Source organism: Klebsiella sp. GN_Kp190 (genome assembly GCF_040061795.1).
Lineage (GTDB): Bacteria > Pseudomonadota > Gammaproteobacteria > Enterobacterales > Enterobacteriaceae > Klebsiella > Klebsiella michiganensis.
On the sequence record NZ_JBEAFN010000067.1, the window covers coordinates 26,646 to 49,123 of the forward strand.

Annotated in this window: 20 protein-coding genes; 13 read left to right on the top strand and 7 right to left on the bottom strand. The window is 59.4% G+C overall.

Features of this window, described 5'->3' with window-relative positions; genetic code table 11:
- The first annotated feature begins 98 nt into the window (after window positions 1-98).
- From ABLU67_RS24750 to araD, 5 genes are all read left to right on the top strand, one after another.
- Complete coding sequence (locus ABLU67_RS24750; RefSeq protein WP_064358444.1) at window positions 99-1,583, top strand: sugar ABC transporter ATP-binding protein; 1,485 nt, start codon at window positions 99-101, stop codon at window positions 1,581-1,583.
- Between the two features lie 67 nt (window positions 1,584-1,650).
- Window positions 1,651-2,580 (top strand): ABC transporter permease, encoded by a 930-nt coding sequence (locus ABLU67_RS24755; RefSeq protein ID WP_046878552.1) that lies wholly within the window; start codon window positions 1,651-1,653, stop codon window positions 2,578-2,580.
- A 27-nt stretch (window positions 2,581-2,607) separates the two neighbouring features.
- Window positions 2,608-4,086: an FGGY-family carbohydrate kinase gene (locus ABLU67_RS24760; protein ID WP_004848873.1), complete on the top strand. Its 1,479-nt coding sequence runs from the start codon at window positions 2,608-2,610 to the stop codon at window positions 4,084-4,086.
- The gene (locus ABLU67_RS24765; RefSeq protein ID WP_025106381.1) at window positions 4,083-4,982 is read left to right on the top strand and encodes an L-ribulose-5-phosphate 3-epimerase; all 900 of its coding nucleotides are present in this window, start codon (window positions 4,083-4,085) and stop codon (window positions 4,980-4,982) included. Before ABLU67_RS24760 ends, ABLU67_RS24765 begins: the two co-directional genes overlap by 4 nt.
- On the top strand, window positions 4,972-5,667 hold the full coding sequence (gene araD, locus ABLU67_RS24770; protein WP_148849597.1) for an L-ribulose-5-phosphate 4-epimerase: 696 nt from the start codon (window positions 4,972-4,974) through the stop codon (window positions 5,665-5,667). The genes ABLU67_RS24765 and araD overlap by 11 nt, the downstream gene beginning before the upstream one ends.
- Before the next feature lie 235 nt (window positions 5,668-5,902).
- Here araD and kdpE read toward each other — a convergent pair whose 3' ends face one another.
- Genes kdpE through kdpF form a run of 6 tightly spaced genes read right to left on the bottom strand, consistent with a single transcriptional unit; the run spans window position 5,903 to window position 13,691 of the window.
- Entirely contained in the window at window positions 5,903-6,580 is a 678-nt protein-coding gene (gene kdpE, locus ABLU67_RS24775; RefSeq protein WP_025106379.1) for a two-component system response regulator KdpE, read from the bottom strand.
- Window positions 6,577-9,264 (bottom strand): two-component system sensor histidine kinase KdpD, encoded by a 2,688-nt coding sequence (kdpD, locus tag ABLU67_RS24780; RefSeq protein WP_200913769.1) that lies wholly within the window; start codon window positions 9,262-9,264, stop codon window positions 6,577-6,579. Before kdpD ends, kdpE begins: the two co-directional genes overlap by 4 nt.
- Before the next feature lie 2 nt (window positions 9,265-9,266).
- Window positions 9,267-9,842: a potassium-transporting ATPase subunit KdpC gene (kdpC, locus tag ABLU67_RS24785; protein WP_025106377.1), complete on the bottom strand. Its 576-nt coding sequence runs from the start codon at window positions 9,840-9,842 to the stop codon at window positions 9,267-9,269.
- A 10-nt stretch (window positions 9,843-9,852) separates the two neighbouring features.
- Complete coding sequence (kdpB, locus tag ABLU67_RS24790; protein ID WP_004848888.1) at window positions 9,853-11,901, bottom strand: potassium-transporting ATPase subunit KdpB; 2,049 nt, start codon at window positions 11,899-11,901, stop codon at window positions 9,853-9,855.
- A gap of 21 nt (window positions 11,902-11,922) precedes the next feature.
- The gene (kdpA, locus tag ABLU67_RS24795; RefSeq protein WP_014837834.1) at window positions 11,923-13,602 is read right to left on the bottom strand and encodes a potassium-transporting ATPase subunit KdpA; all 1,680 of its coding nucleotides are present in this window, start codon (window positions 13,600-13,602) and stop codon (window positions 11,923-11,925) included.
- The gene (gene kdpF, locus ABLU67_RS24800) at window positions 13,602-13,691 is read right to left on the bottom strand and encodes a K(+)-transporting ATPase subunit F (protein WP_009651669.1); all 90 of its coding nucleotides are present in this window, start codon (window positions 13,689-13,691) and stop codon (window positions 13,602-13,604) included. Before kdpF ends, kdpA begins: the two co-directional genes overlap by 1 nt.
- A gap of 309 nt (window positions 13,692-14,000) precedes the next feature.
- On the opposite strand from kdpF, the gene ABLU67_RS24805 reads away from it, so the two are divergent.
- Complete coding sequence (locus ABLU67_RS24805) at window positions 14,001-14,207, top strand: DUF2517 family protein (RefSeq protein WP_004848892.1); 207 nt, start codon at window positions 14,001-14,003, stop codon at window positions 14,205-14,207.
- A 244-nt stretch (window positions 14,208-14,451) separates the two neighbouring features.
- Entirely contained in the window at window positions 14,452-15,900 is a 1,449-nt protein-coding gene (phrB, locus tag ABLU67_RS24810) for a deoxyribodipyrimidine photo-lyase (protein ID WP_064358420.1), read from the top strand.
- On the opposite strand, the gene dtpD is transcribed toward phrB, so the two are convergent.
- Window positions 15,863-17,344, bottom strand: a complete 1,482-nt coding sequence (gene dtpD, locus ABLU67_RS24815) for a dipeptide permease DtpD (protein WP_064375132.1) — start codon at window positions 17,342-17,344, stop codon at window positions 15,863-15,865. The two genes, phrB and dtpD, sit on opposite strands and share 38 nt — an antisense overlap.
- A 270-nt stretch (window positions 17,345-17,614) precedes the next feature.
- Between dtpD and ABLU67_RS24820 the strand changes: the two genes are divergently transcribed.
- From ABLU67_RS24820 to ABLU67_RS24845, 6 genes are all read left to right on the top strand, one after another.
- Window positions 17,615-18,358, top strand: a complete 744-nt coding sequence (locus ABLU67_RS24820; RefSeq protein ID WP_014228436.1) for a type 2 GTP cyclohydrolase I — start codon at window positions 17,615-17,617, stop codon at window positions 18,356-18,358.
- Window positions 18,359-18,373: 15 nt separating this feature from the next.
- Window positions 18,374-19,030, top strand: coding sequence for a 5-oxoprolinase subunit PxpB (gene pxpB, locus ABLU67_RS24825; RefSeq protein WP_004848901.1), 657 nt, complete (start codon window positions 18,374-18,376; stop codon window positions 19,028-19,030).
- A complete protein-coding gene (gene pxpC / locus ABLU67_RS24830; protein ID WP_009651642.1) occupies window positions 19,024-19,956 on the top strand; it encodes a 5-oxoprolinase subunit PxpC in 933 nt (310 codons plus the stop codon). Before pxpB ends, pxpC begins: the two co-directional genes overlap by 7 nt.
- The gene (pxpA, locus tag ABLU67_RS24835; protein ID WP_025106372.1) at window positions 19,946-20,692 is read left to right on the top strand and encodes a 5-oxoprolinase subunit PxpA; all 747 of its coding nucleotides are present in this window, start codon (window positions 19,946-19,948) and stop codon (window positions 20,690-20,692) included. Before pxpC ends, pxpA begins: the two co-directional genes overlap by 11 nt.
- 62 nt (window positions 20,693-20,754) lie before the next feature.
- A complete protein-coding gene (locus ABLU67_RS24840; protein ID WP_004130515.1) occupies window positions 20,755-21,480 on the top strand; it encodes a DUF969 domain-containing protein in 726 nt (241 codons plus the stop codon).
- The gene (locus tag ABLU67_RS24845; RefSeq protein WP_025106370.1) at window positions 21,477-22,472 is read left to right on the top strand and encodes a DUF979 domain-containing protein; all 996 of its coding nucleotides are present in this window, start codon (window positions 21,477-21,479) and stop codon (window positions 22,470-22,472) included. Before ABLU67_RS24840 ends, ABLU67_RS24845 begins: the two co-directional genes overlap by 4 nt.
- Window positions 22,473-22,478: the final 6 nt, after the last annotated feature.

A 22,478-nucleotide genomic window follows, 5' to 3' on the forward strand; every position in this document is an offset into this window, starting at 1 on the left:
ATTACGCCACAGCGGCTCTCGCTTATTCAGGTGAGCCGTGCCGGATTCTTCTTAAAGTATGGCTCGCTATTTTATCGAGCCATTATGGAGCGATGTTTATGCCCAGCTTACTGGAAGTCAAAAACGTCAGTAAAAGCTTCCCCGGGGTCAAGGCGCTGGATAATGTCAATCTCACCCTTGGCCGAGGGGAGGTACATGCTTTATTAGGTGAAAACGGCGCGGGTAAATCGACGTTAATGAAAATCCTGTGCGGGATATATCAACCTGACGCCGGTAATATTTTTATTGACGGTAAGCAGCAGCATTTTCATAACTATCGTGACGCGATTGCCTGCGGCGTAGGGATTATCTTTCAGGAGTTTTCTCTTATTCCCTATCTGAACGCTTATGAGAATATTTTCCTTAATCGCGAAAAGGTAAATCGTTTTGGCCTGCTAGATCGTAAAGCGATGCGCCGCGAGGCGTTACGCATTTTTAAAGATCTTGGCGTGACCCTCGATCCCGATGAGCAAATATGCCATCTCAGCGTCGCCGAACAGCAGTTCGTGGAAATTGCCAAAGCGCTGTCGCTGGATGCGCGAATTCTCATTCTGGATGAACCCACCGCGACCTTAACCCCGAGCGAGGCGGAGCATCTTTTCCGCGTGATGCGCGATTTAAAGGCCAAAGGCGTCGGGATGTTCTTTATCTCACACCATCTTGAGGAGATATATGAGATCTGCGACAGCCTGAGCATTCTCCGCGACGGCAAATATATCGGGTCGGCAAAGGTCGACAATATCGATATCGCCGAGATGATCCAGATGATGGTCGGCCGTGAGGTGGAGAATATCTATCCCGAGCGGCGGACGCTGGCGCATGATGAGATACTGCTGGAGGCCGAAATTCAGCTTACCGAGAGTAGCCAGCTCAATCGGCTGACGCTGCGCAAAGGGGAGATCCTGGGCCTCGCCGGGCTGGTGGGATCGGGGCGTTCCGAAGCGATCCTGGCCCTGACCGGCGCGGATAAATGCTTCAAAAAGCGCGTCCGCCTGGCCGGAAAAGAGGTGACGATAAAATCCACCGACCGGGCTCTGCGTTTGGGCATTGGTCTGTTGCCGGAAAGCCGCAAAACGCAGGGACTGGTGCTGCCTTTTTCGGTCAAAGATAATATCTGGCTTAACAAACACGCCTGCCAGTTCTCGCTTATCCGCGATAACGAAGAGCGCCTGACCGCCGAGCGTTTAATTAATCACGTTGGCGTGAAAACGCCGGATGCCGGGACCGCGGTGGGGACGTTGAGCGGCGGTAACCAGCAGAAAGTCGTTATTTCCCGTTGGTTAAATCATGATGTCAATATTCTTATTTTTGACGAACCGACTCGCGGTATTGATGTCGGAGCGAAATCAGAAATCTATCAGATTATGCGCGACCTCACCGCCCAGGGTATTTCAATAATTATGATTTCATCTGAGCTACCAGAGGTGATTGGCGTTAGCGACCGGGTAATGGTTTTTCGCGACGGGAATATCGTTGCCGAACTCGAGAACGACCAAATCAATTCCACTGTGATTATGCTGCACGCTGCCGGTAATATTATTTAGGGAGTATTAAATGAGTAATGAAAACGTGTCATTAGCGCCCGCCGCATCTCCTGATAAAAATAAAAAGATGCTCCATGGTTTATTAAAAATGCCCGCGTTCCTGCCGTTTGTTGGTCTGGTACTCCTGTTCTCCTGTATGGCTATTTTTAATGACTACTTTTTAACGGTCGATAACTTATCGACCGTCGCCCGTCAGGTCTCGATTAATGCCATCATTGCCATCGGGATGACCTTTGCCATCCTGACCGGCGGGATCGACCTCTCCGTCGGCGCGGTCATGGCCCTGGCCGGTACCCTGATGGCGGGATTAATGAAGTACTATGGTTTAGATCCGTGGTTAGCCATTCTTATCGGTCTGTGCTCCGGCGTCGCCTTTGGCGCGCTGAACGGCTTTTTAACCGCCTACGGTAAAATGCCGCCGATTATCGTGACCCTCGGGGCAATGATTATTGCGAAGGGGTTGGCGCTGATCTATACCGGCGGCTACCCCATCTCCGGCTTACCGGATTCATTCGCTTTTTGGGGCCGTGAATATCTGTTCGGTATTCAGGTGCCTATTATTCTGATGGTGGTTTTATATCTCATCTTTTATATCGTCCTGAATCATATGCCGTTTGGTCGCTATGTTTATTCCCTCGGTGGCAATGAAGAAGCGGCGCGCCTGAGCGGTCTGCGGGTGAAATATTATAAATTGCTGGTTTACGTGATCAGCGGTTTTACCGCCAGTTTTGCCGGTCTTATTTTCACCTCGCGGGTGATGAGCGGCCAGCCGAATGCCGGCGTCGGATTTGAACTGGATGCCATTGCCGCCGTGGTGCTCGGCGGGGCATCCATTGCCGGCGGCCGCGGAATGATTATCGGCACCCTGATTGGCGCCATGATGCTCGGCGTACTGAATAATGGTTTAAACCTTCTGGGGATCTCACCTTACGTTCAGTACGTGGTGAAAGGGCTTATTATTTGGGGCGCCACCTTTATTAGCTCAGCCAGACGTTAACTTATTTTAAATATGAGGCGAAGGGATATGAATTTTATCGGGGTTGATATCGGTGGTACGGTCACCAAAGCCGGTATATATAATGAGTTAGGGCAAGAGATTCACGTGGCGTCGCAATATGCGCAGGTATTATCCGAACAGCCGGGCTTTACCGAGCGGAACATGCATGAGCTATGGGACACCGTTTGCAGCGTGATAAAAAAAGCGCTGTATGAAAGCCAGGTGCCGCCGCTAAGCATCGGCGGGATCGGTTTCTCCTCGCACGGCAAAGGGCTCTACGCGATTGACAAAAAAGGCGAGCCGGTGCGCAACGGGATTATCTCATCCGATACCCGGGCGCTGGCGTTTGTCAAAAAATGGTATCGCGAAGGTATAGACAAGCTGGCATACCCAAAAGGATTGCAGCAGCTGTGGACCGGACATCCGGTGTCGCTACTGGCGTGGCTGAAAGCGCATGAGCCGGCCAATTACGACAGGATCGACGCCGTTTTAATGGTGCACGACTACGTTCGTTTCCGCCTGACCGGCGAGGCGACGGCGGAGATCACCAATATTTCCGGCAGCAATTTTTATAACCAGTTTACCTCCCGCTATGACCGCGACATGATGGCGCTGTTTGGCATTGAGGAAGTGGCGGATAAAACCGCGCCGGTGGTGAACTCGACGGACTGCGTGGGCCACATTACCCTGCAGGCCTCGCTGGATTGCGGTTTGTGCCCGGGGACGCCGGTTTTCGGCGGCTTTTTCGACGTGGTAGCCTCCGCCGTCTCCTCGGGGATTGACCGGGCGGATACCCTGAGCGCGGTGGCCGGCACCTGGAGTATCGCCACCTCGGTGACGGATAGCATTATTGCCAGCGACTTTCCCTACATCTGGGGGAAATACTGCATTCCGGGCAAATACTTCGTTCACGAGGGCAGCCCCACTTCGGCGAGCAATCTCTCCTGGTTTGTGAAGCAGTTTTTCCCTGACGATGACCGCTGCTACGACCATTTCGAAAGCTGGATTGCGCAAGATACCGACAGTAACCTCATTTTTTTACCCTATTTGTTCGGTTCCAATCTGGCGATGGATCTGCCCGGCGCGCTAGTGGGCCTCGCGGGGCATCATACGAAAAAGGATATTATTGCGGCCATCTATCGCGGCATCGTTTTTTCTCACCTGGTGCATCAGGACCGCATTATTGAACTCAATCGGGATATTCAAAAAATTCGCTTTACCGGCGGGCCGAGCCAGTCGAGAGGCTGGACGCAGATGTACGCCGATGCGGCCAATCTTCCGCTGGAAGTGGTGGATATCGAACAGGCCGGCTGTCGAGCCGCCGCGCTGTGCGCCGCGGCCGGCAGCGGCGCCTACGCTAACTTCAGCGAAGCGATTGCCGCCACGCAGCCCGAGGTGGTCTGCTATCAACCCGACAGCAATCGGCATCAGCAGCTGCGTGAAGGCTACGCCCGTTACTTAGCGGTCGCGCAAAGCCTCTCCAGGGCGACGGGAGCGGCGCAATGAAACCCAGACTTGGCATCTACGAAAAAGCGCTCCCCGCGGCGCTGGACTGGCCGAAACGCTTTGAAATGGCGGCGGGCCTGGCGTTTGATTTTATTGAAATCTCCGTTGACGAAAGCCCCGAGCGCCAGGCCAGGCTGCGCTGGAACCGGGGGCAGCGGCTGGCGTTCGTGGCCGACAAAATTAACAGCGGCATTGATGTGCCGAGCATGTGCCTCTCCGCGCACCGCAGCCATCCCTTTGGTAGCGTCAATCGCGATACCCGGCTCAAGGCGCGGGAACTGATGCTTGATGCGCTGGATTTTGCCAGCCACGTCGGCATTCGCAACATCCAGCTGGCAGGCTATGACGTCTATTACGAATCCTCTTCGGCGCAGACCCGGGAATACTTTATCGAGGGCATCAACTGGGCGGTGGCTGAAGCGGCGAAAGCGCAGGTGATGCTGTCGATGGAGATTATGGATACCGCCTTTATGAGCAATATCTCCCGCTGGCTGGATCTCGAACGGAAGGTTTGCAGTCCGTGGTTTTGCGTCTACCCGGACGTTGGCAACTTAAGCGCCTGGCAAAACGATGTTCCCGAAGAGTTGAGGAAGGGCATTCATAAAATCACCGCCATTCATTTGAAGGATACCCAGCCCGTTTCCCACGCTTCGCTGGGGCAGTTCCGCGATGTGCCATTCGGGACCGGCTGCGTCGATTTTACCGAGATATTTCGTACGCTCTCGGCGCTGAACTATCGCGGCGCCTGGCTGATTGAGATGTGGGCCAAAAATGACGGGCGGGACAGCGAGAGAATAGCCGACGCTAAAGCGTGGCTAACGGATAAATACCAGCAGGCGTTTCTCCCGCCTCAGTATGAAGGCATTGTGAATTCAGGAGTGAAGTATGTTGGATAACCTCAAGCAGGCGGTTCTTGACGCCAATCTGGCGCTGCCGAAATTTCATCTTGTGACCTTTACCTGGGGCAACGTCAGCGGTATCGATCGCGAGGCCGGGCTGGTGGTAATCAAACCCTCCGGCGTGGAATACGCCGTGATGACGGCCGAGGATATGGTGGTGGTGGAGCTGGCGACCGGCAGGGTGGTGGAGGGGCGCTATAAGCCCTCGTCGGATACGCCGACCCATCTGGAGCTGTATAAGGCGTTTAGCGGCGTGGGCGGAATTGTGCATACCCATTCGCGCCACGCGACGATTTGGGCGCAGTCGGGCAGGCCGCTGCTGGCGATGGGCACCACCCACGCCGACTATTTTTATGGGCCGATCCCCTGTACCCGCCCGCTCAGCGATGATGAAATCCGCGGTGATTATGAAACCAATACCGGTCACGTGATTATTGAAACGCTGGGCACGCAGCATACCGATCCGCTCAGCGTGCCCGCCGCGCTGGTCCACGGCCACGGCCCGTTTGCATGGGGAAAAGATCCGGCGAACGCGGTGCATAATGCGGTGGTGCTGGAGGAGATTGCCTATATGAATATGTGGACCCGTCAGCTGAGCATTGACGAACAGCCGGTCTCTGCGACGCTGCTGGATAAACACTATTTGCGTAAACACGGGGCAGGGGCCTACTACGGACAATAATCGCCTGCCTTCCCCGGATTGCGGCGTAAACGCCTTATCCGGGCTACCGGCCCGCAGTCGACGGTGAACACGTAGCCCGGTCATACCGCAGCGCCACCGGGATGAAACAGCGTTGATTTATGAGGCCCGGCACATTTCCCGGAGGCGGCGCTTGACGCGCCTGTCCGGGCTACCGCCTGGCAGACGATGGCGGACCCGTAGCCCGGCTAAGCGAAGCGCGAGCCGGGGACAACGGCTAGGGCATAAACCGATAGCCGATCCCCGTTTCGGTCAGCAAATGCTGCGGACGCGCCGGATCGGCCTCCAGCTTTTGCCGCAGGTGCCCCATATAAATGCGCAGATAGTGGCTGTGCTCCACCGCATTCGGCCCCCAAACCTGATTGAGCAGCTGCCGCTGGGTCAGCACCTTGCCGGGATTATTGAGCAGTACCGCCAGCAGGCGAAATTCAATCGGCGTCAGGTGGATCTCCTGATCGCCGCGTACGATGCGGCGGGCGGGGATATCAACATCAATATCGGCAAAACGCACCCGCGGTTCGTCGGCCTGGGCGCCGGCATGGCGGCGCATCGCCACCCTCAGCCGCGCCTGCAGCTCGCCAATACCAAAGGGTTTGCTGAGATAGTCATCGGCACCGGCGTCAAGCGCGGCGATTTTGTCCTGCTCCTCGGTGCGCGCCGATAGCACGATAATCGGCATCTGGCTCCACTGGCGAACCTCGCGAATAAACGCGTTGCCGTCACCATCGGGTAGTCCAAGATCGAGAATGGTTAAATCCGGCTTGCGGGTCGCGGCTTCGATCAGCCCGCGCTGCAGGGTCTCCGCTTCAAATACGCGCATGCCGTCGGCTTCCAGCGCGGTGCGCAGAAAGCGGCGGATAGCATTTTCGTCTTCAACGATCAGAACGTTAATCACATTTCCTCGGCTAACTCTTCCAGTTCAGGGGGCGTTTCCCTCGGCAGTGTAACACGGAAGCAGGCGCCGCCCTGCGGGCGCGTCGCGGCGCTAATGGTCCCGCCGTGCACCTCAACGATCGCCTGGCAAATGGCCAGCCCCAGCCCGACGCCGGGGATCGCCGACTCTTTATTGCCGCGAGCGAATTTATCAAAGATAGCCTGTTCTTGCCCGGCGGGAATACCCGGTCCGTTATCCCATACCTCAAGCACTAAAGTGTGCGGATCGACGTCCGCGGTAATGCCGATTTGCGCCTGTACTCCCGCGTATTTCACCGCATTTTCCAGAAGATTAATCAGTACCCGCTCAAAAAGCGGACCGTCGACGTGAACCAGCAGCAGCGGGTCCGGCAGCGCAAGCTGAATATGCCGCCCGCCGAGCCCCGGCTCCAGCATACGCAGCGCGCTGCCGACGACCTCTTCCAGGGTTAGCCACTCTTTATGCAAATTAAAGCCGCCGGACTGGATCCGCGCCATATCCAGCAGATTATTCACCAGGCGGGTGGTATTGAGCACGTGCTGGCGTATCTCGTTGGCCTGCGGCGCGTGCTTCGATCCTTCGCTGGCGAGATCGAGCGTCAGGATCTCCGCCTGGCCAAACAGCACCGTAAGCGGAGTCCGTAGATCGTGGGACAGCGCCGCCAGCAGCGAGTTGCGCAGGCTTTCCCGTTCGCTGTTCAGCCGGGCCTGCTCTTCGCTGGCGGTGAGCGCCAGCCGTTCCAGCGCGCTGGCGACCAGCAGGGTGAAGGTTTCCAGCAGGCGCTGCTGTTCGGGGATCATCAGCTGGCGCAGGTTGGCCGGCTCCACGACCAGCAGTCCCCAGGTGCGGGTGGCGCTTTTCAGCGGCAGGATCTGGTAGGGCACTCCGGGAAGCGTATCGGTGCCCGCACCGGCGGGTTGGCCTTTATCAAAGCTCCAGCGGGCAATCGCGTCATCCCAGGTGATTGCCGCCGCGGGCTGCGTCAGCGGCGTGAGTCTTAATGTTTCATCGGGCAGCAGCAGCTGGCTGCGCGCCTGAAACGTTGAGGCGATAAACCGCTCGCTGGTGGCGGCGATATCTTCACGGCTGCGGCCCACAGCCAGCGCTTTTGACATTTCGTACAGATGCCGGGTGCGCTGTTCGCGGTAGCGCGCCACCCGCGCCTGGTAGCGTACGCCGGCGGTGAGGTTGCCGATAAGCAGCCCGACGGTTAGCATCACGCCAAAGGTCAGCAGATACTGCACGTCAGAAACCGCCAGCGTGCCGCGCGGCGCGACAAAAAACAGGTCGAAGCTGACCACGTTAATCACCGTCGCCAGTACCGACGGCCAGCGGCCGTACAGAAGGGCGATAATTACCACGCCGAGCAGGTACAGCATCACCAGGTTGGCGGCCTCAAAGGCCATCAGCCACTGCATGGCGACGACGGTAATAACCGCGCACAGGGCGATGGCGACGACGCAACCCTGGAGCTGCAAACGCCATTTTTCCATCGCCGTCCGGCTATCGCTGGCGCGCGCCGGCAGGGAGGCGGCCTTCTCATCCAGCGCTATCACCACCAGGTCGAGATCCGGTGCGTGACGGGCCAGGCGATCGGCGAAGCCGCTGCGATCCCACCAGCGCCTTTTCTGCTGGCGGCCAATCACTATCTTGCCGAGATTATGTTCGCGGGCGTAGTGGAGAACGGCCTTCTCTTCAGAAGGATCGGCGAGGGTGGCGGTTTCCGCGCCCAGCTCCTGCGCCAGCCTGAGCGCGGCGAGAATCTCCCGCCGTTTCGCCTCCGGCAGGCGGTGCAGAGAGGGGGTTTCAACATACACCGCATGCCAGACGCTCCCCAGCCGGGCCGCCAGCCGGGCGGCGGCGCGGACCAGCTTTTCGCTGCCGGTGTTATGGCCGATGCACAGCAAAATGGCGTCGCGGGTATGCCAGACTTTTTCCTGGCCCTGACGGTCGCGCCAGGCGCGCATCTGCTCATCGACCCGATCGGCGGTACGGCGCAGCGCCAGCTCGCGCAGGGCGATGAGGTTGCCCTTGCGAAAGAAGTTCTCGATGGCCCGCTCGGCCTGGCCGCCGATATAGACTTTTCCCTCATTGAGCCGCTGACGCAGATCGTCGGGGGGCAGGTCCACCAGCACCACATCGTCGGCGGCGTCGAAAAACGGATCCGGGACGGTTTCGCGAACCTGCACGCCGGTGATGCCGCTGACGACATCGTTCAGGCTCTCGAGGTGCTGGACGTTAACGGTGGTAAATACGTCAATGCCGGCTTCCAGCAGCTCTTCGACGTCCTGCCAGCGTTTAGGATGACGCGAGCCGGGCGCGTTGCTGTGCGCCAGCTCATCGACCAGAATCAGCGCCGGGCGACGAGCCAGCGCGCCGTCAAGGTCAAACTCCTTTACGTAGCGCCCGCGGTGGGAAAGGCGGCGCTGGGGCAGGGTACTGAGCCCCTCAAGCATCGCCGCCGTCTCTTTGCGTCCGTGGGTTTCCGCCACGCCAATCAGAATATCCAGACCCTGGGCGCGCAGCCGCTGCGCTTCCGCCAGCATCGCCCAGGTTTTACCGACCCCGGCGCAGGCGCCAAAAAATATCTTTAGCTTACCGCGATGCGGGGCGGCGGCGTGTTGCAGCAGGCGGTCAGGGTCCGGACGCAGCGGCTCGTCACTCATTTTTACTTATCCTTCAGGGCATCCAGCGACATATTCAGCTGCAGTATATTTACCACAGGTTGGCCGAGAAAACTGAGCAACGGTTTTTGCGTTGCCTCGTTCACCAACTGCGTGACCTGCTCCACGCTAAGCTGGCGCGCTTTGGCGACGCGCGGCGCCTGCCACAGAGCGGCGGCAGGCGTCAGACTGTAATCCAGTCCGCTCGCCGAGGCGGTCACCAGCTCCACCGGAACCGTTGCGCTGGCGTCCGGATTGGCGGCGCGCAGGGTCTGCACCCGTTCGCTGATGGCTTTGTCCAGCGCCGGATTGCTGGCGGCGAGGTTGCTGCCGCCGGACGCCAGCGGGTTATCCGGCATCTCCGCCGTCGCGGAAGGGCGGCCCTGGAAGTAGCCCGGCGCGGTAAAGTTCTGCCCGATAAGGCGGGAACCGCGCACTTCGCCGTCAATCCGCACCAGCGAGCCGTTGGCCTGCTGCGGGAACCACCACTGTCCCAGCGCGGTGGTTAACAGCGGATAGACGCCGCCGGTGAGCAGCGTTAACAGAATAAACAGCACAACAGCAGGACGAATGAATGACATGGTTTTTTCCTCACAGCAGCCCGGTCAGGGTCAATAACAGGTCGATCGCTTTGATACCGATAAAGGGCACCAGCAGTCCGCCCAGGCCGTAGACCCACAGGTTGCGGCGCAGCATCGCCGAGGCCGTCAGCGGCTTATAGCTCACGCCCTTAAGCGCTAGCGGGATCAGGAAGATGATAATCAGCGCATTAAAAATCACCGCGCTCAGGATCGCCGAAGAAGGCGAGTGCAGATGCATCACGTTAAGCATCGCCAGCGGCGGATAGACGGCGGCAAAGGCGGCCGGAATGATGGCGAAATACTTCGCCACGTCGTTGGCGATACTGAAAGTGGTTAACGAACCGCGGGTCATCAGCATCTGTTTACCGATATGTACGACCTCGATCAGTTTGGTGGGGTTAGAGTCGAGATCCACCATATTGCCCGCCTCTTTCGCCGCCTGGGTACCGGAGTTCATCGCAACCGCCACGTCGGCCTGCGCCAGCGCCGGGGCGTCGTTGGTGCCGTCGCCGGTCATCGCCACCAGCCGTCCTTCCGCTTGATACTGGCGGATCAACGCCAGCTTGGCCTCCGGCGTCGCTTCGGCGAGAAAGTCGTCCACGCCCGCTTCCGCGGCGATAGCGGCGGCGGTCAGGCGGTTATCGCCGGTGATCATCACCGTCTTAATCCCCATTTTACGCAGCTGGGCAAAACGCTCTTTGATGCCGCCTTTAACAATATCTTTCAGCGAGATAATCCCCAACACGCGTTCGCCTTCGGCGACCACCAGCGGCGTAGCGCCAAGACGCGCCACGTCTTCAACCTGTTTATCGACGTCGGCCGGGAAGTGACCGCCGTTGGCCTCAACGTGGCGGCGAATGGCATCCACGGAACCTTTGCGGATCATCCGCTGGTCGATGTTGATGCCGCTCATCCGGGTCTGGGCGGTAAACGGCACGAAGGTGGCATGCAGCGATTGCAGATCGCGCTCGCGCAGATTAAAGCGCTGTTTTGCCAGCACCACGATGCTGCGGCCTTCCGGCGTTTCGTCGGCCAGCGACGACAGCTGGGCGGCATCGGCAAGGGTTTTCTCTTCCACGCCCTGCGCAGGCAGGAATGCCGAAGCCTGGCGGTTGCCGAGGGTAATGGTGCCGGTTTTGTCCAGCAGCAGGACGTCGACGTCGCCCGCCGCTTCAACCGCGCGGCCGCTGGTGGCGATCACGTTCGCGCCGAGCATGCGGCTCATCCCGGCGACGCCGATGGCCGACAGCAGGCCGCCGATAGTGGTGGGGATCAGGCACACCAGCAGCGCCACCAGCACCGTGACGCTGACCGCGTTACCGCTCCAGGCGGAGAAGGGCCAGATGGTGGCGGTGGCCAGCAGGAACACCAGGGTCAGGGCGATAAGCAGGATAGTCAGCGCGATTTCGTTCGGCGTCTTGCGGCGCTGGGCGCCTTCAACCATGGCGATCATCCGGTCAAGGAAGGTTTCGCCGGGGTTGACGCTGCAGCGGATCACCAGCCAGTCGGAGAGAATACGCGTCCCGCCGGTCACCGAGGCGAAGTCGCCGCCGGACTCGCGGATAACCGGCGCGGATTCACCGGTAATGGCGCTCTCATCCACCGACGCGCCGCCTTCGATAACTTCGCCATCGCAGGGAATAATATCCCCCGCCTCGACCAGCACCACGTCGCCTTTACGCAGCTCTTCGGCGGGGACGTGGTCAATTTGCGCATCGTGCTGCGGCGCGCGCAGCTTACGGGCAAAGGCGGTCTTTTTGACCCCTTTGAGGCTGTTAGCCTGCGCTTTACTGCGGCCTTCCGCCATCGCTTCGGCGAAGTTGGCGAACAGGACGGTGAACCACAGCCAGAGACTAACGGCGGCGGTAAATCCGGCGCTGCCGGCGATCTGCCCGCTTGCCATGGCAAGAGCCAGCAGGGTGGTGAGCAGACTGCCAATCCAGACGATAAACATCACCGGGTTACGCCACTGTACGGCAGGGCTCAGTTTTTTCACGGCGTCCAGCAGGGCCTGACGCACCAGCGTCGGCTCCAGCAGGGCTAATGATTTGCGACTCATAACAGGTTGCTCCGCAATCGCTTAAAGTAAGGAAAAGTGTTCCGCCAGCGGGCCGAGCGCCAGCGCGGGAATAAAGGTCAGGGCGCCAACCAACAGCACGGTGCCGATCAGCAGGCCGATAAACAGCGCGTCATGGGTGGCGAGCGTGCCGCTGCCGGCGGGCTGAATTTTCTTCGTTACCAGCGAACCGGCAATCGCCATCACCGGGATAATGACCGCGAAGCGGCCAACCAGCATGCAGAACGCCAGCAGCAGGTTCCAGAACGGCGTCGCCGCGCTGAGGCCGCCAAAGGCGCTGCCGTTGTTGTTGGCCGCCGAGGTGACGGCGTACAGCACTTCGCTGAAGCCGTGTGGCCCGGGGTTGAACATGCCCGCGCGACCGGCTTCGGTCATCATCGCCAGCGCCGTGCCGAGGAGCACCAGCGTCGGGGTCACGAGGATCGCCAGCGCAATCATTTTCATTTCGCGGACGTCAATTTTCTTCCCGAGGTACTCCGGGGTGCGGCCAATCATCAGCCCGGCGATAAATACCGCCAGCATCACGAACAGCAGCATGCCGTACAGACCCGAGCCGACGCCGCCGAAGACCACTTCGCCTATCTGCATCAGCCACATGGGGACCATTCCGCCCAGCGCGGTAAAGGAGTCGTGCATGGCGTTGACCGCCCCGCAGGACGCGGCGGTGGTGACCACGGCAAACAGGCTGCTGGCGAGAATACCGAACCGGCTCTCTTTGCCTTCCATATTGATACTGCTGTCGGCGCCAAGGCTCAGCAGATGCGGGTTACCGCGGGTTTCCGCCCACATCACTACCGCCACGCAGACGATGAAGATGAGCGTCATCGCCCATAGAATGGCCCGTCCCTGACGGCGATCGCCCACCACCTCGCCGAAAGCGAAGCACAGCGCCGCCGGGATGAGAAAGATCGCCAGCATCTGCACCAGGTTGGTCAGCGCGGTTGGGTTTTCAAACGGATGCGCTGAGTTGGCGTTAAAGAAGCCGCCGCCGTTAGTACCCAGCATTTTGATCGCTTCCTGTGAAGCCACCGGCCCCATCGGCAGCATCTGGCGCACCCCTTCAAGCGAGGTAAAGCCCTGATTCGGGGAAAAACTCTGCGGCACGCCCTGCTGAATAAAGAACAGCGCGATGAGCAGCGAAATGGGCAGCAGCAGCCAGAGGGTGATGCGGGTCAGATCGACCCAGGCGTTGCCCAGGGTGCTGACTTTCTGCCGGGCGTAAGCGCGGGTAAGGGCAAAGATCACCGCGATGCCGGTGGCGGCGGAGAGGAAGTTTTGCACCGCCAGCCCGGCCATCTGGCTAAGGCTACTCATGGTGGTTTCACCGGCATAGGCCTGCCAGTTGGTGTTGCTGACAAAGCTCACCGCCGTATTCAGCGCCAGGTCCCACGACAGGCCGGGCAGGTGCTGCGGATTGAGCGGCAGCGAGCCCTGGAACATCAGCAGCGTGAACAGGACCAGCAGACCCAGCGCGTTAAACAGCAGAATAGCGAATAAATATTGATACCAGTTCATCTCCTGCGAACGAATGCCCGCCGCCCGCCATAAACCGCGTTCGATGCCGGCCAGGCCCGGTAGCGGGGCATCATTGATCATCGTCGCCAGCGCCGTGCCCAGCGGACGAGCCAGGATCATCAGCAGCAGAATAAAGCTCGCGATGAGTAAAAATCCTTGAGCGGCCATCAGAATGCCTCCGCGTGTATCAGGGCATAAACCAGATAAACCAGCAACAGGAACACCAGCGCTACGCCAGCGATTACGCCTGCACTCACAATCCACCTCCGGGTGTCTTTTTGATTTACGAGGAGAATAGGCAGTCGGGCGCAAAGATTTCGCAAAAATCAGCGGCGGGGGTGTAAAAAAAATATAAAAATCGCCAAGACCACAATTTAACTAATGATTAGTATTAATTTAACCTTTTTGTAACTAAGTTACCGGGTGAATGTAAATAAAGGCTAAATGCGTGCTTTTTAGTGGTCGGATGAGTAGTAAAATTACAGCCAAAGCGGTACTATTTTAAGCAGAGAAACAGATTAACTTTACCGGCTTTGCTTGCCGGCCTGACAAAGGGGAGAGAAATTATGGCGTTGTACAAAACTTATCCTGCTCATATCATCTTTGCGCGTCGCGCTTTCGCCGTGGCGGCTGGCGTGCTGGCGCTGCCGGTAATGCTGTTCTGGAAAGATCGCGCCCGTTTTTACAGCTGGCTGCACCGCGTGTGGGCGAAAACCAGCGAACAGCCGGTATGGCTGGCGCAGGCTGAAAAAGTCTCCGCAGATTTTTATTAATAACGGTTTATGGCTCAGCGGGCGCGCGCTGCGAAAACGGGCTAATGGCTTGATATCCTAGTTTATTTACCCTGTTTTCCCCGGCACAGCGTGCCAACAGATTGCCTTATCATCATGCCGCCGGTTTACCCGGCGGTTTTTTTTTGCCATGAGTGGCTTACACTTATTCACTCCCCGAAGGTTAAGCCTGCGGGAGGGTTAAATATAAGTCGAACTTATCAATTTTCATGATGAAAGGAATGCTATGGCCACCCATCTGGTCTGGTTTCGCGCGGATTTGCGCATCCACGATAACCTGGCGCTCGCCGCCGCCTGCCGCGATCCCGATGCCGAGGTGCTGGGATTATTTATCGCCACGCCTGGGCAATGGCGCCAGCACGGTATGGCGCCGCGCCAGGCGGCGTTTATGGTCAGCCACCTTCACAGCCTGCAAGCGGCGCTGGCCGAAAAGGGGATCCCGCTGCAGATTGAACATGCCGCAGATTTCACCGCCAGCGTGGCGCTGCTCGCCAGCATTTGCCGGCAGCGGCAGGTGACCCATCTGTTTTACAACTACCAGTACGAAATCAATGAACGCCAGCGCGATGCGGCGGTGGAGAAAACCTTAGCGGAGGTGACCTGTCAGGGCTTTGATGACAGCGTTCTGCTGCCGCCGGGCAGCGTACTGACCGGCAGTCGTGAAATGTATAAGGTCTTTACGCCGTTTAAAAATGCCTTTATTCGCCGTTTGCAGGAAGCGCTGCCGGAGTGCGTCGCCGCGCCGCAAGTCCGCGCGGGCGGGCCCATCGCTGCGGCGTCTGAAGTGAAAATAGATTATCCGCAGACGCCATTTGATAGCGAGCTGTTCGCCGCGGATGAAAAAAGCGCCATCGCCCGGCTTCGCGGCTTCTGCCAGCAAAAGGCCGCCGACTATGAGCAGCAGCGCGATCTTCCCGCCATCGAGGGGACCAGCCGACTGTCGCCGTGCCTGGCGGTGGGCGCGCTCTCACCGCGCCAGTGCCTGCACCGTTTGCGGGTTGAGCAGCCGCGGGCGCTGGATGGCGAAGCCGGATCGGTATGGCTCAACGAGCTTATCTGGCGCGAGTTTTATCGTCACCTGATGGTTTACTACCCAAACTTGTGTAAGGGGCGGCCTTTTATCGACTGGACCGATAACGTGGCGTGGCTGGACGATAAATCCGCGCTTCAGGCCTGGCAGCGCGGGCAAACCGGCTTCCCGATTGTCGACGCCGCGATGCGTCAGCTTAATGCGACCGGCTGGATGCATAACCGCCTGCGGATGATTGTCGCCAGTTTTCTGGTAAAAGACCTGCGCATCGACTGGCGGCTGGGCGAGCGCTACTTTATCGAACAACTTATTGATGGCGATCTGGCGGCGAATAACGGCGGCTGGCAGTGGGCGGCTTCAACGGGTACCGATGCCGCGCCCTATTTTCGTATTTTTAACCCGACGACCCAGGGAGAGCGCTTCGACAAAGCGGGGCAGTTTATTCGTCAATGGCTGCCGGAGCTGGCCGGGGTACCTGAAAAAGCGGTGCATCAACCGTGGCTGTGGGCGGAGAAACAGGGCGTAACGCTGGATTATCCGCGCCCGATTGTTGACCACAAGCAGGCGCGGCTGGCGACGCTGGCGGCCTGGGAAGCCGCCAGAGAGCTTAAGACTCCATCGCCAGGCGACGAGTCCGGATCTTAACGGCGTGATACAGCCAGATAGCCAGCACCAGGCCGACGCAGGCCAGCGCGCCCCAGGTTATCTGGCTGAACACCTCAATGTAGGCGTTGATCGAGTAGTTGACGGCCCCGGCGGCGTCGAACGACCCCTGCGAGGTTTGATCGGCAATCACGCCTGCCAGATAGTTAGCGATAGCGCCGGAGAGCAGCATATAAATACCGGTCAGCACCCCGGTCACGCCGGGGATCTCAATACGGGTAATCTGCGACATCGCCACCGGGTCGATAAACAGCTCGGCGAAGCCCATCACCGCCAGGCCCAGCACCATCAGCGGCATTGAAGATTGTCCGTAAGCCGCCGACCAGCGTGCGCTGAGGGTCAGGATACAGAAACCGGCGCTCATCAGGCCGAGGCCCAGCGCGAATTTGCCCCAGATGCGCACGGTACGGTTGCCGTTAATATTCTCCTTCACCAGCCACGCCAGCACCACCCCACAGAGCATCACCGCAAAGGCGTTCACCGACTGGAACATCGCGGTCGGTATCTCATAGCCCATAAAATGACGATTAACAAAACGGTCGATATAGAGGCTGATGGAGCTGCCGCCCTGCTGCGCAAAGGCCCAGAACAGCAGGCTGAAGCAGGTGAGCACCATAATCAGCCGCAGCTCTTTACGCTGCCTGGCGGTCTCCGCCCGCAGGTAGATCCGCGTCAGTACCGCCAGGCCGATAACCGTCGCCACAATCAGCGCGTAAACCGACCACTCCTGCCAGAACAGCACGGTGATCAGCAGCGGCGCGGCGATCAGCAGCACCAGCAGCCAGCCCCAGTTTGGTAAGACGAAACTCCGCGCCCGCAGCGCTTCGCGATTGACGCCCCGGGTGTGGCGGAAATGGTGATTGCCGCTGAGGAAAATCACCAGCCCGGCGATCATGCCGACGGCCGCCAGCGCGAAGCCCATCGCCCAGCTGTACTCCTCCTGCACGTAGCCGCAGGCGATTGGCGCAATGATAGACCCGACGTTACCCGCCGCGTACATCAGCGAAAAACCGCCGTCGCGGCGCGGGTCGGTGGGTTCATACAGCTCGCCGAGCAGGCAGCTGACGTTGGATTTAAACAGCCCGTAGCCGCAGACAATAATCGCCAGCGACAGATAGAGGAAGGTAGGGGCGATTTCGCTGGCGCCGAGCACCAGATGGCCGATGGCCATCAGCAACGCGCCGAGCATCACCGCCATGCGGTTGCCCAGCAGCTTATCGGCCAGGAAGCCGCCGAGAATCGGCGTGACGTAGACTAAAGAACAGTAGGCGCTGAACAGCGCATAAGCATGATTATCGTCATACTTGAGCTGGTTGGTGAGATAAAGAATCAGCAGCGCGCGCATGCCGTAAAAACTGAAATATTCCCAGATTTGCAGCGCGACGACGTAATAAATCGCCCGCGGCTGTGAGGATTGTGTGTTCATGTAATGCCTTGTCCTGCCGTAAAAAAGAAAGTCGATCTTTCTGCATGAATAGCCATTAACTAGCGATATTCATGGCCTTATGGGCTTTCTGGTTATTTAATATGCTGTAATAGTGCATAAATATACACGAATGCGCGAACGAGGGAGTAGACAAATTGCGGGATTTCGCGAAAAGTCAAAATGGACGGCGAAGCGGCAGAACTATCGACTGACCGGACGGATACCGTTATGTTATTCCTTTGCATAGAACGATGACCTGGTGGAACGGCAATGAAAAATAGTGAACTGGAACAACTGATTAATGAAAAACTCAATAGCGCGGCCATCAGTGATTACGCCCCCAACGGGCTCCAGGTGGAAGGGCGCGAAACGATACAAAAAGTCGTCACCGGCGTGACCGCCAGCCAGGCGCTGCTGGATGAAGCCGTCCGCCTGGAGGCCGATGCGGTGATCGTCCATCACGGCTACTTCTGGAAAGGCGAATCGCCGGTCATTCGCGGCATGAAGCGCAATCGCCTCAAAACGCTGCTGGCTAACGACATTAACCTCTATGGCTGGCACCTGCCGCTAGACGCTCACCCGGAACTGGGCAATAACGCTCAGCTGGCGTCGCTGCTCGGCATCAATGTGATGGGGGAGATTGAACCGCTGGTACCGTGGGGCGAACTGTCGATGGCGGTATCGGGCCTGGAGCTGGCTTCATGGATTGAAGCACGGCTGGGTCGCAAACCGCTGTGGTGCGGCGACACCGGGCCGGATAAAGTCGCCCGCGTGGCCTGGTGCACCGGCGGTGGGCAAAGCTTTATCGACAGCGCGGCCCGCTTTGGCGTCGATGCGTTTATTACCGGTGAAGTTTCAGAGCAAACCATACACTCGGCGCGCGAGCAGGGGCTGCATTTCTACGCCGCCGGGCACCATGCCACCGAGCGCGGCGGCATTCGCGCGTTAAGCGAATGGCTGACGGAAAATACCGAACTGGACGTCACGTTTATTGATATCCCGAACCCGGCCTGATGAACGGAGGCAAAAGTGCAGCGAGCGCGTTGTTATTTATTAGGTGAAACGGCAGTCGTACTGGAGCTTGAGCCTCCGGTGACGCTGGAAAGCCAGAAGCGGATCTGGCGGTTAGCCCAGCGGCTGGTAGGCCATACCGAGGTGGTGGAAGCGATCCCGGGCATGAACAACATTACCGTGATATTGCGCAACCCGCAGCAGACGGCGTGGGACGCGATTGAGCGCCTGCAGCTCTGGTGGGAGGAGTGCGATACGCTCGAACCGGAATCGCGGGAGGTCTCGGTCCCGGTAGTTTATGGCGGCGAATACGGACCGGATCTGGGAGAAATTGCCCGCCACAGCGGCCTGAGCGAAAAGCAGGTGGTTGAGCTGCATTCGTCGGTGGAGTACGTGGTGTGGTTCCTCGGCTTCCAGCCGGGGTTCCCGTACTTCGGCGGCCTGCCGGAGCAGCTGGCGATGCCGCGACGGGCGGAGCCGCGCCTGCTGGTGCCCGCCGGGTCCGTCGGTATTGGCGGAGCGCAAACCGGGATCTATCCGCTGGCGACGCCCGGAGGGTGGCAGCTGCTGGGGCGTACGCCGCTGGCGCTGTTTGATCCGAAGCGCAAGGAGCCGGTGCTGCTGCGTTCCGGCGACAGAGTGCGTTTCGTGCCGCAAAAGGAGGGCGTATGTTAAAAATTATCCGCGCCGGAATGTATACCTCGGTGCAGGACGGCGGGCGTGAAGGGCTGCGTCAGCTGGGCATCAGCCGCTGTGGCGCTATGGATAAGCCGGCGCTGGTCACCGCTAATCTGCTGGTGGGTAACGGCGCTAATGCCGCGGCGCTGGAGATAACGCTGGGTCAGGTGGATATTCAGTTTGAACGCAGCGGCTGGTTTGCGCTGACCGGCGCCGCCTGCGAGGCGAAGCTCGATGGCGAGCCGGTATGGGTGGGCTGGCGAACGGCGGTCAAGGCCGGGCAGCATCTGGTGCTCAAGAACCCGCAGCACGGCGTGCGCAGCTACCTGGCGGTGGCGGGGGGGATTGCGGTGCCGAAGGTGCTGGGTTCGCGCAGCACCGATCTGAAAGTGGGGATTGGTGGTCTGGAAGGTCGACGTTTGCAGGACGGAGACCGGCTGAAGCTGGGGAAATCGGATAAGCAGTTCCGCGGGCCGCGCGGCGTGAAGCAGCTCCCCATCGGCAACCGCATCCGCGCGCTGCCCGGGCCCGAGTACCAGGAGTTTGATAGCGTGTCGCAGGACACGTTCTGGCGCTCGCCGTGGCAGCTTAGCCCGCAGAGCAATCGTATGGGCTATCGTCTGCAGGGGCAACCGCTGAAGCGGACGACCGACCGCGAGATGCTTTCGCACGGCCTGCTGCCCGGCGTGGTACAGGTTCCGCATAATGGCCAGCCCATCGTACTGATGAACGACGCGCAGACCACCGGCGGCTATCCGCGGATTGCGACCATTATCGAAGCCGACATGTACCAGCTGGCGCAGATCCCGCTGGGACAGCCGATCCACTTTGTTCCCTGCTCCCTGGAGGAGGCGCTGAAGGCGCGCGCCGACAGACAACGTTATTTTGAACAGCTGGCATGGAGACTGAACGATGAAGATTGATTTAAACGCCGACCTGGGCGAAGGCTGCGCCAACGATAGCGCGCTGCTGCAGCTGGTCTCTTCCGCCAATATCGCCTGCGGTTTCCATGCGGGCGATGCGGTGATGATGCTGCAGTGCGTCCGCGAAGCGCTGAAATATGGCGTCGCGGTGGGCGCGCATCCCAGCTTCCCTGACCGGGAAAATTTTGGCCGTACGGCGATGCAGCTGCCGCCGGAAACGGTTTATGCGCAAACGCTGTATCAGGTCGGCGCGCTGGCGGCGCTGGTGCGCGCGCAGGGCGGCGAGCTGCAGCACGTCAAGCCGCACGGCATGCTCTATAACCAGGCGGCAAAAGATCCGCAGCTTGCTGACGCTATCGCCAAAGCGGTATATGACGTTGACGCGGGTCTGGTGCTGGTAGGCCTGGCGGGCAGCGAGCTGATTCGCGCCGGGCATCGTTATCAGCTGACCACCCGCCAGGAGGTCTTCGCCGACCGCGGCTATCTGGCGGACGGCAGCCTGGTGCCGCGCACCCAGCCCGGCGCGCTGATCGAGAGCGAAGAGCAGTCGCTGGCGCAAACCCTGGAAATGGTGCAGCACAGCCGGGTGCGGAGCATCACCGGCGAATGGGCGCACGTGGTGGCGGAAACCGTCTGCCTGCACGGCGACGGCGAGCACGCGCTGGATTTTGCGCGCCGCTTGCGCGCGGCGTTTGCCGGGCGCAATATACAGGTCAGTGCGGAAGTAGAAGAATAAAAACAATATTATCAAGCAATTAACATTAGACAACAATTCACAACAACATACAGGATGTAACTATGGGAGAGTCATTATCTCTCTGGCCACTGATCGGCATTGCTGCGATCGTGGTCGGATTTGTTCTGCGTTTTAACCCGGTACTGGTGGTTATTGTGTCCGGGATCATCACGGGTCTGACGGCGCATATGCCGATCGCGACCATTCTGGAAAAGCTGGGAGAAGGATTTCTTAATACCCGCAACCTGCCGTTTATTCTTCTGCTGCCGCTGGCGGTGATTGGCCTGCTGGAGCGGCACGGTCTGAAAGAGCGCGCGCAGACGTGGATCGCGAAGATCCGCAGCGCCACCGCCGGTCGTCTGCTTATCGTCTATCTGTTCGTTCGTGAAGTGACCGCGGCGATGGGCCTCACTAGCCTGGGTGGTCATCCGCAGATGGTGCGCCCGCTGCTGGCGCCGATGGCGGAAGGGGCGGCGGAGAAAAACTTCGGCGCCTTGCCCGGCGAGGTGCGCTATCGTCTGCGCGCGATGTCGGCGGCGACCGACAACGTGGGCCTGTTCTTCGGGGAAGATATTTTCGTCGCCTTCGGGGCGATTATCTTTATGCATAACTTTATGCTGGAGTCGGGCGGCATTCAGACCGAGCCGCTGCATATCGCCCTGTGGGGGATCCCAACGGCGGTCTGCGCCTTCCTGATCCACTCCGCCCGCCTGTGGCGCCTCGACCGCCATCTCCAGCGCGAGCTGGACAAGGTTAACGCCGGGCAGGCGAAAGGCGGTGCCGCATGAATTTTCAGCAAACCTGGCTGTACTGGCTGGCGGGCGCGGTTCTGCTGGTGGTGGCGGTGATGTCATGGCGCGATAAGGCCAACCCGCGCAGGCTGACAACCGGCCTGTTCTGGGGGCTGTATGGCCTGGTGTTTCTGTTTGGCGACTGGACCTATGAGCTGGTCGGCGACAAGCGGGCCGTTAATATCGGCGTTGGCGTGGTGGTGGTGGTGCTGGCGCTGATCGCCGGTTTTGGCGGCGTGCGCCTCGGCCGCTATCATCAGCGCTCGCAGGAAGAACGTACCGCCAGCGCCGCGCGTCTTGGCAACCGGCTGTTTTTCCCGGCGCTGGCGATCCCGGTGGTGACGGTGATCGGCGTGCTGCTGTTTAATAATCTCCCCTCGCTGCAGGTCGCTATCTTTGGCCCGGGCAATCACGCCACGCTGATCACGCTATTTTCGATGACCGCGGGCACGCTGCTCGGTCTGGTGATGGCTATCCGCATGACCCATGAAACGGCGGCGCAGCCGTTACAGGAAGCCCGCCGCCTGCTGGATTCGGTGGGCTGGGCGTTTATTTTGCCGCAGATCCTCGCGGTGCTCGGGCTGCTGTTTACCGCCGCCGGCGTTGGCAACAGCATCTCCCTGCTGACGCAGCACTACCTGGCGGTAGATAGCCGGTTTATCGCCGTTGCCGTCTATACCCTGGGAATGGCGCTGCTGACGATGGTGATGGGCAACGCTTTCGCCGCGTTTCCTATCGTGACGGCGGGAGTCGGGATCCCGATTCTGGTGCTGCAGCACGGGGGGAACCCGGCGGTGATGGCGGCCATTGGCATGTTCTCCGGCTACTGCGGTACCCTGATGACGCCCATGGCGGCGAACTTCAATATCGTGCCTGCCGCGCTGCTGGAGCTGCCGGATAAAAACGCGGTCATAAAAGCCCAGGTGCCGACCGGCGTTATGCTGCTTATAGTGAACGTATTTTTGCTCTATTTCCTGATGTTCTTGTAAGGAGGG

Coding starts and splice junctions, on each gene's coding strand:
- ABLU67_RS24845 (WP_025106370.1), top strand. CDS start 21,477: ATGAATTTTCAGCAAACCTGGCTGTACTGGCTGGCGGGCGCGGTTCTG.
- ABLU67_RS24805 (WP_004848892.1), top strand. CDS start 14,001: ATGGCGTTGTACAAAACTTATCCTGCTCATATCATCTTTGCGCGTCGC.
- kdpD (WP_200913769.1), bottom strand. CDS start 9,264: ATGAGTGACGAGCCGCTGCGTCCGGACCCTGACCGCCTGCTGCAACAC.
- ABLU67_RS24820 (WP_014228436.1), top strand. CDS start 17,615: ATGAAAAATAGTGAACTGGAACAACTGATTAATGAAAAACTCAATAGC.
- ABLU67_RS24765 (WP_025106381.1), top strand. CDS start 4,083: ATGAAACCCAGACTTGGCATCTACGAAAAAGCGCTCCCCGCGGCGCTG.
- pxpC (WP_009651642.1), top strand. CDS start 19,024: ATGTTAAAAATTATCCGCGCCGGAATGTATACCTCGGTGCAGGACGGC.
- kdpA (WP_014837834.1), bottom strand. CDS start 13,602: ATGGCCGCTCAAGGATTTTTACTCATCGCGAGCTTTATTCTGCTGCTG.
- kdpB (WP_004848888.1), bottom strand. CDS start 11,901: ATGAGTCGCAAATCATTAGCCCTGCTGGAGCCGACGCTGGTGCGTCAG.
- ABLU67_RS24840 (WP_004130515.1), top strand. CDS start 20,755: ATGGGAGAGTCATTATCTCTCTGGCCACTGATCGGCATTGCTGCGATC.
- dtpD (WP_064375132.1), bottom strand. CDS start 17,344: ATGAACACACAATCCTCACAGCCGCGGGCGATTTATTACGTCGTCGCG.
- ABLU67_RS24750 (WP_064358444.1), top strand. CDS start 99: ATGCCCAGCTTACTGGAAGTCAAAAACGTCAGTAAAAGCTTCCCCGGG.
- kdpC (WP_025106377.1), bottom strand. CDS start 9,842: ATGTCATTCATTCGTCCTGCTGTTGTGCTGTTTATTCTGTTAACGCTG.
- ABLU67_RS24755 (WP_046878552.1), top strand. CDS start 1,651: ATGCTCCATGGTTTATTAAAAATGCCCGCGTTCCTGCCGTTTGTTGGT.
- araD (WP_148849597.1), top strand. CDS start 4,972: ATGTTGGATAACCTCAAGCAGGCGGTTCTTGACGCCAATCTGGCGCTG.
- pxpA (WP_025106372.1), top strand. CDS start 19,946: ATGAAGATTGATTTAAACGCCGACCTGGGCGAAGGCTGCGCCAACGAT.
- ABLU67_RS24760 (WP_004848873.1), top strand. CDS start 2,608: ATGAATTTTATCGGGGTTGATATCGGTGGTACGGTCACCAAAGCCGGT.
- phrB (WP_064358420.1), top strand. CDS start 14,452: ATGGCCACCCATCTGGTCTGGTTTCGCGCGGATTTGCGCATCCACGAT.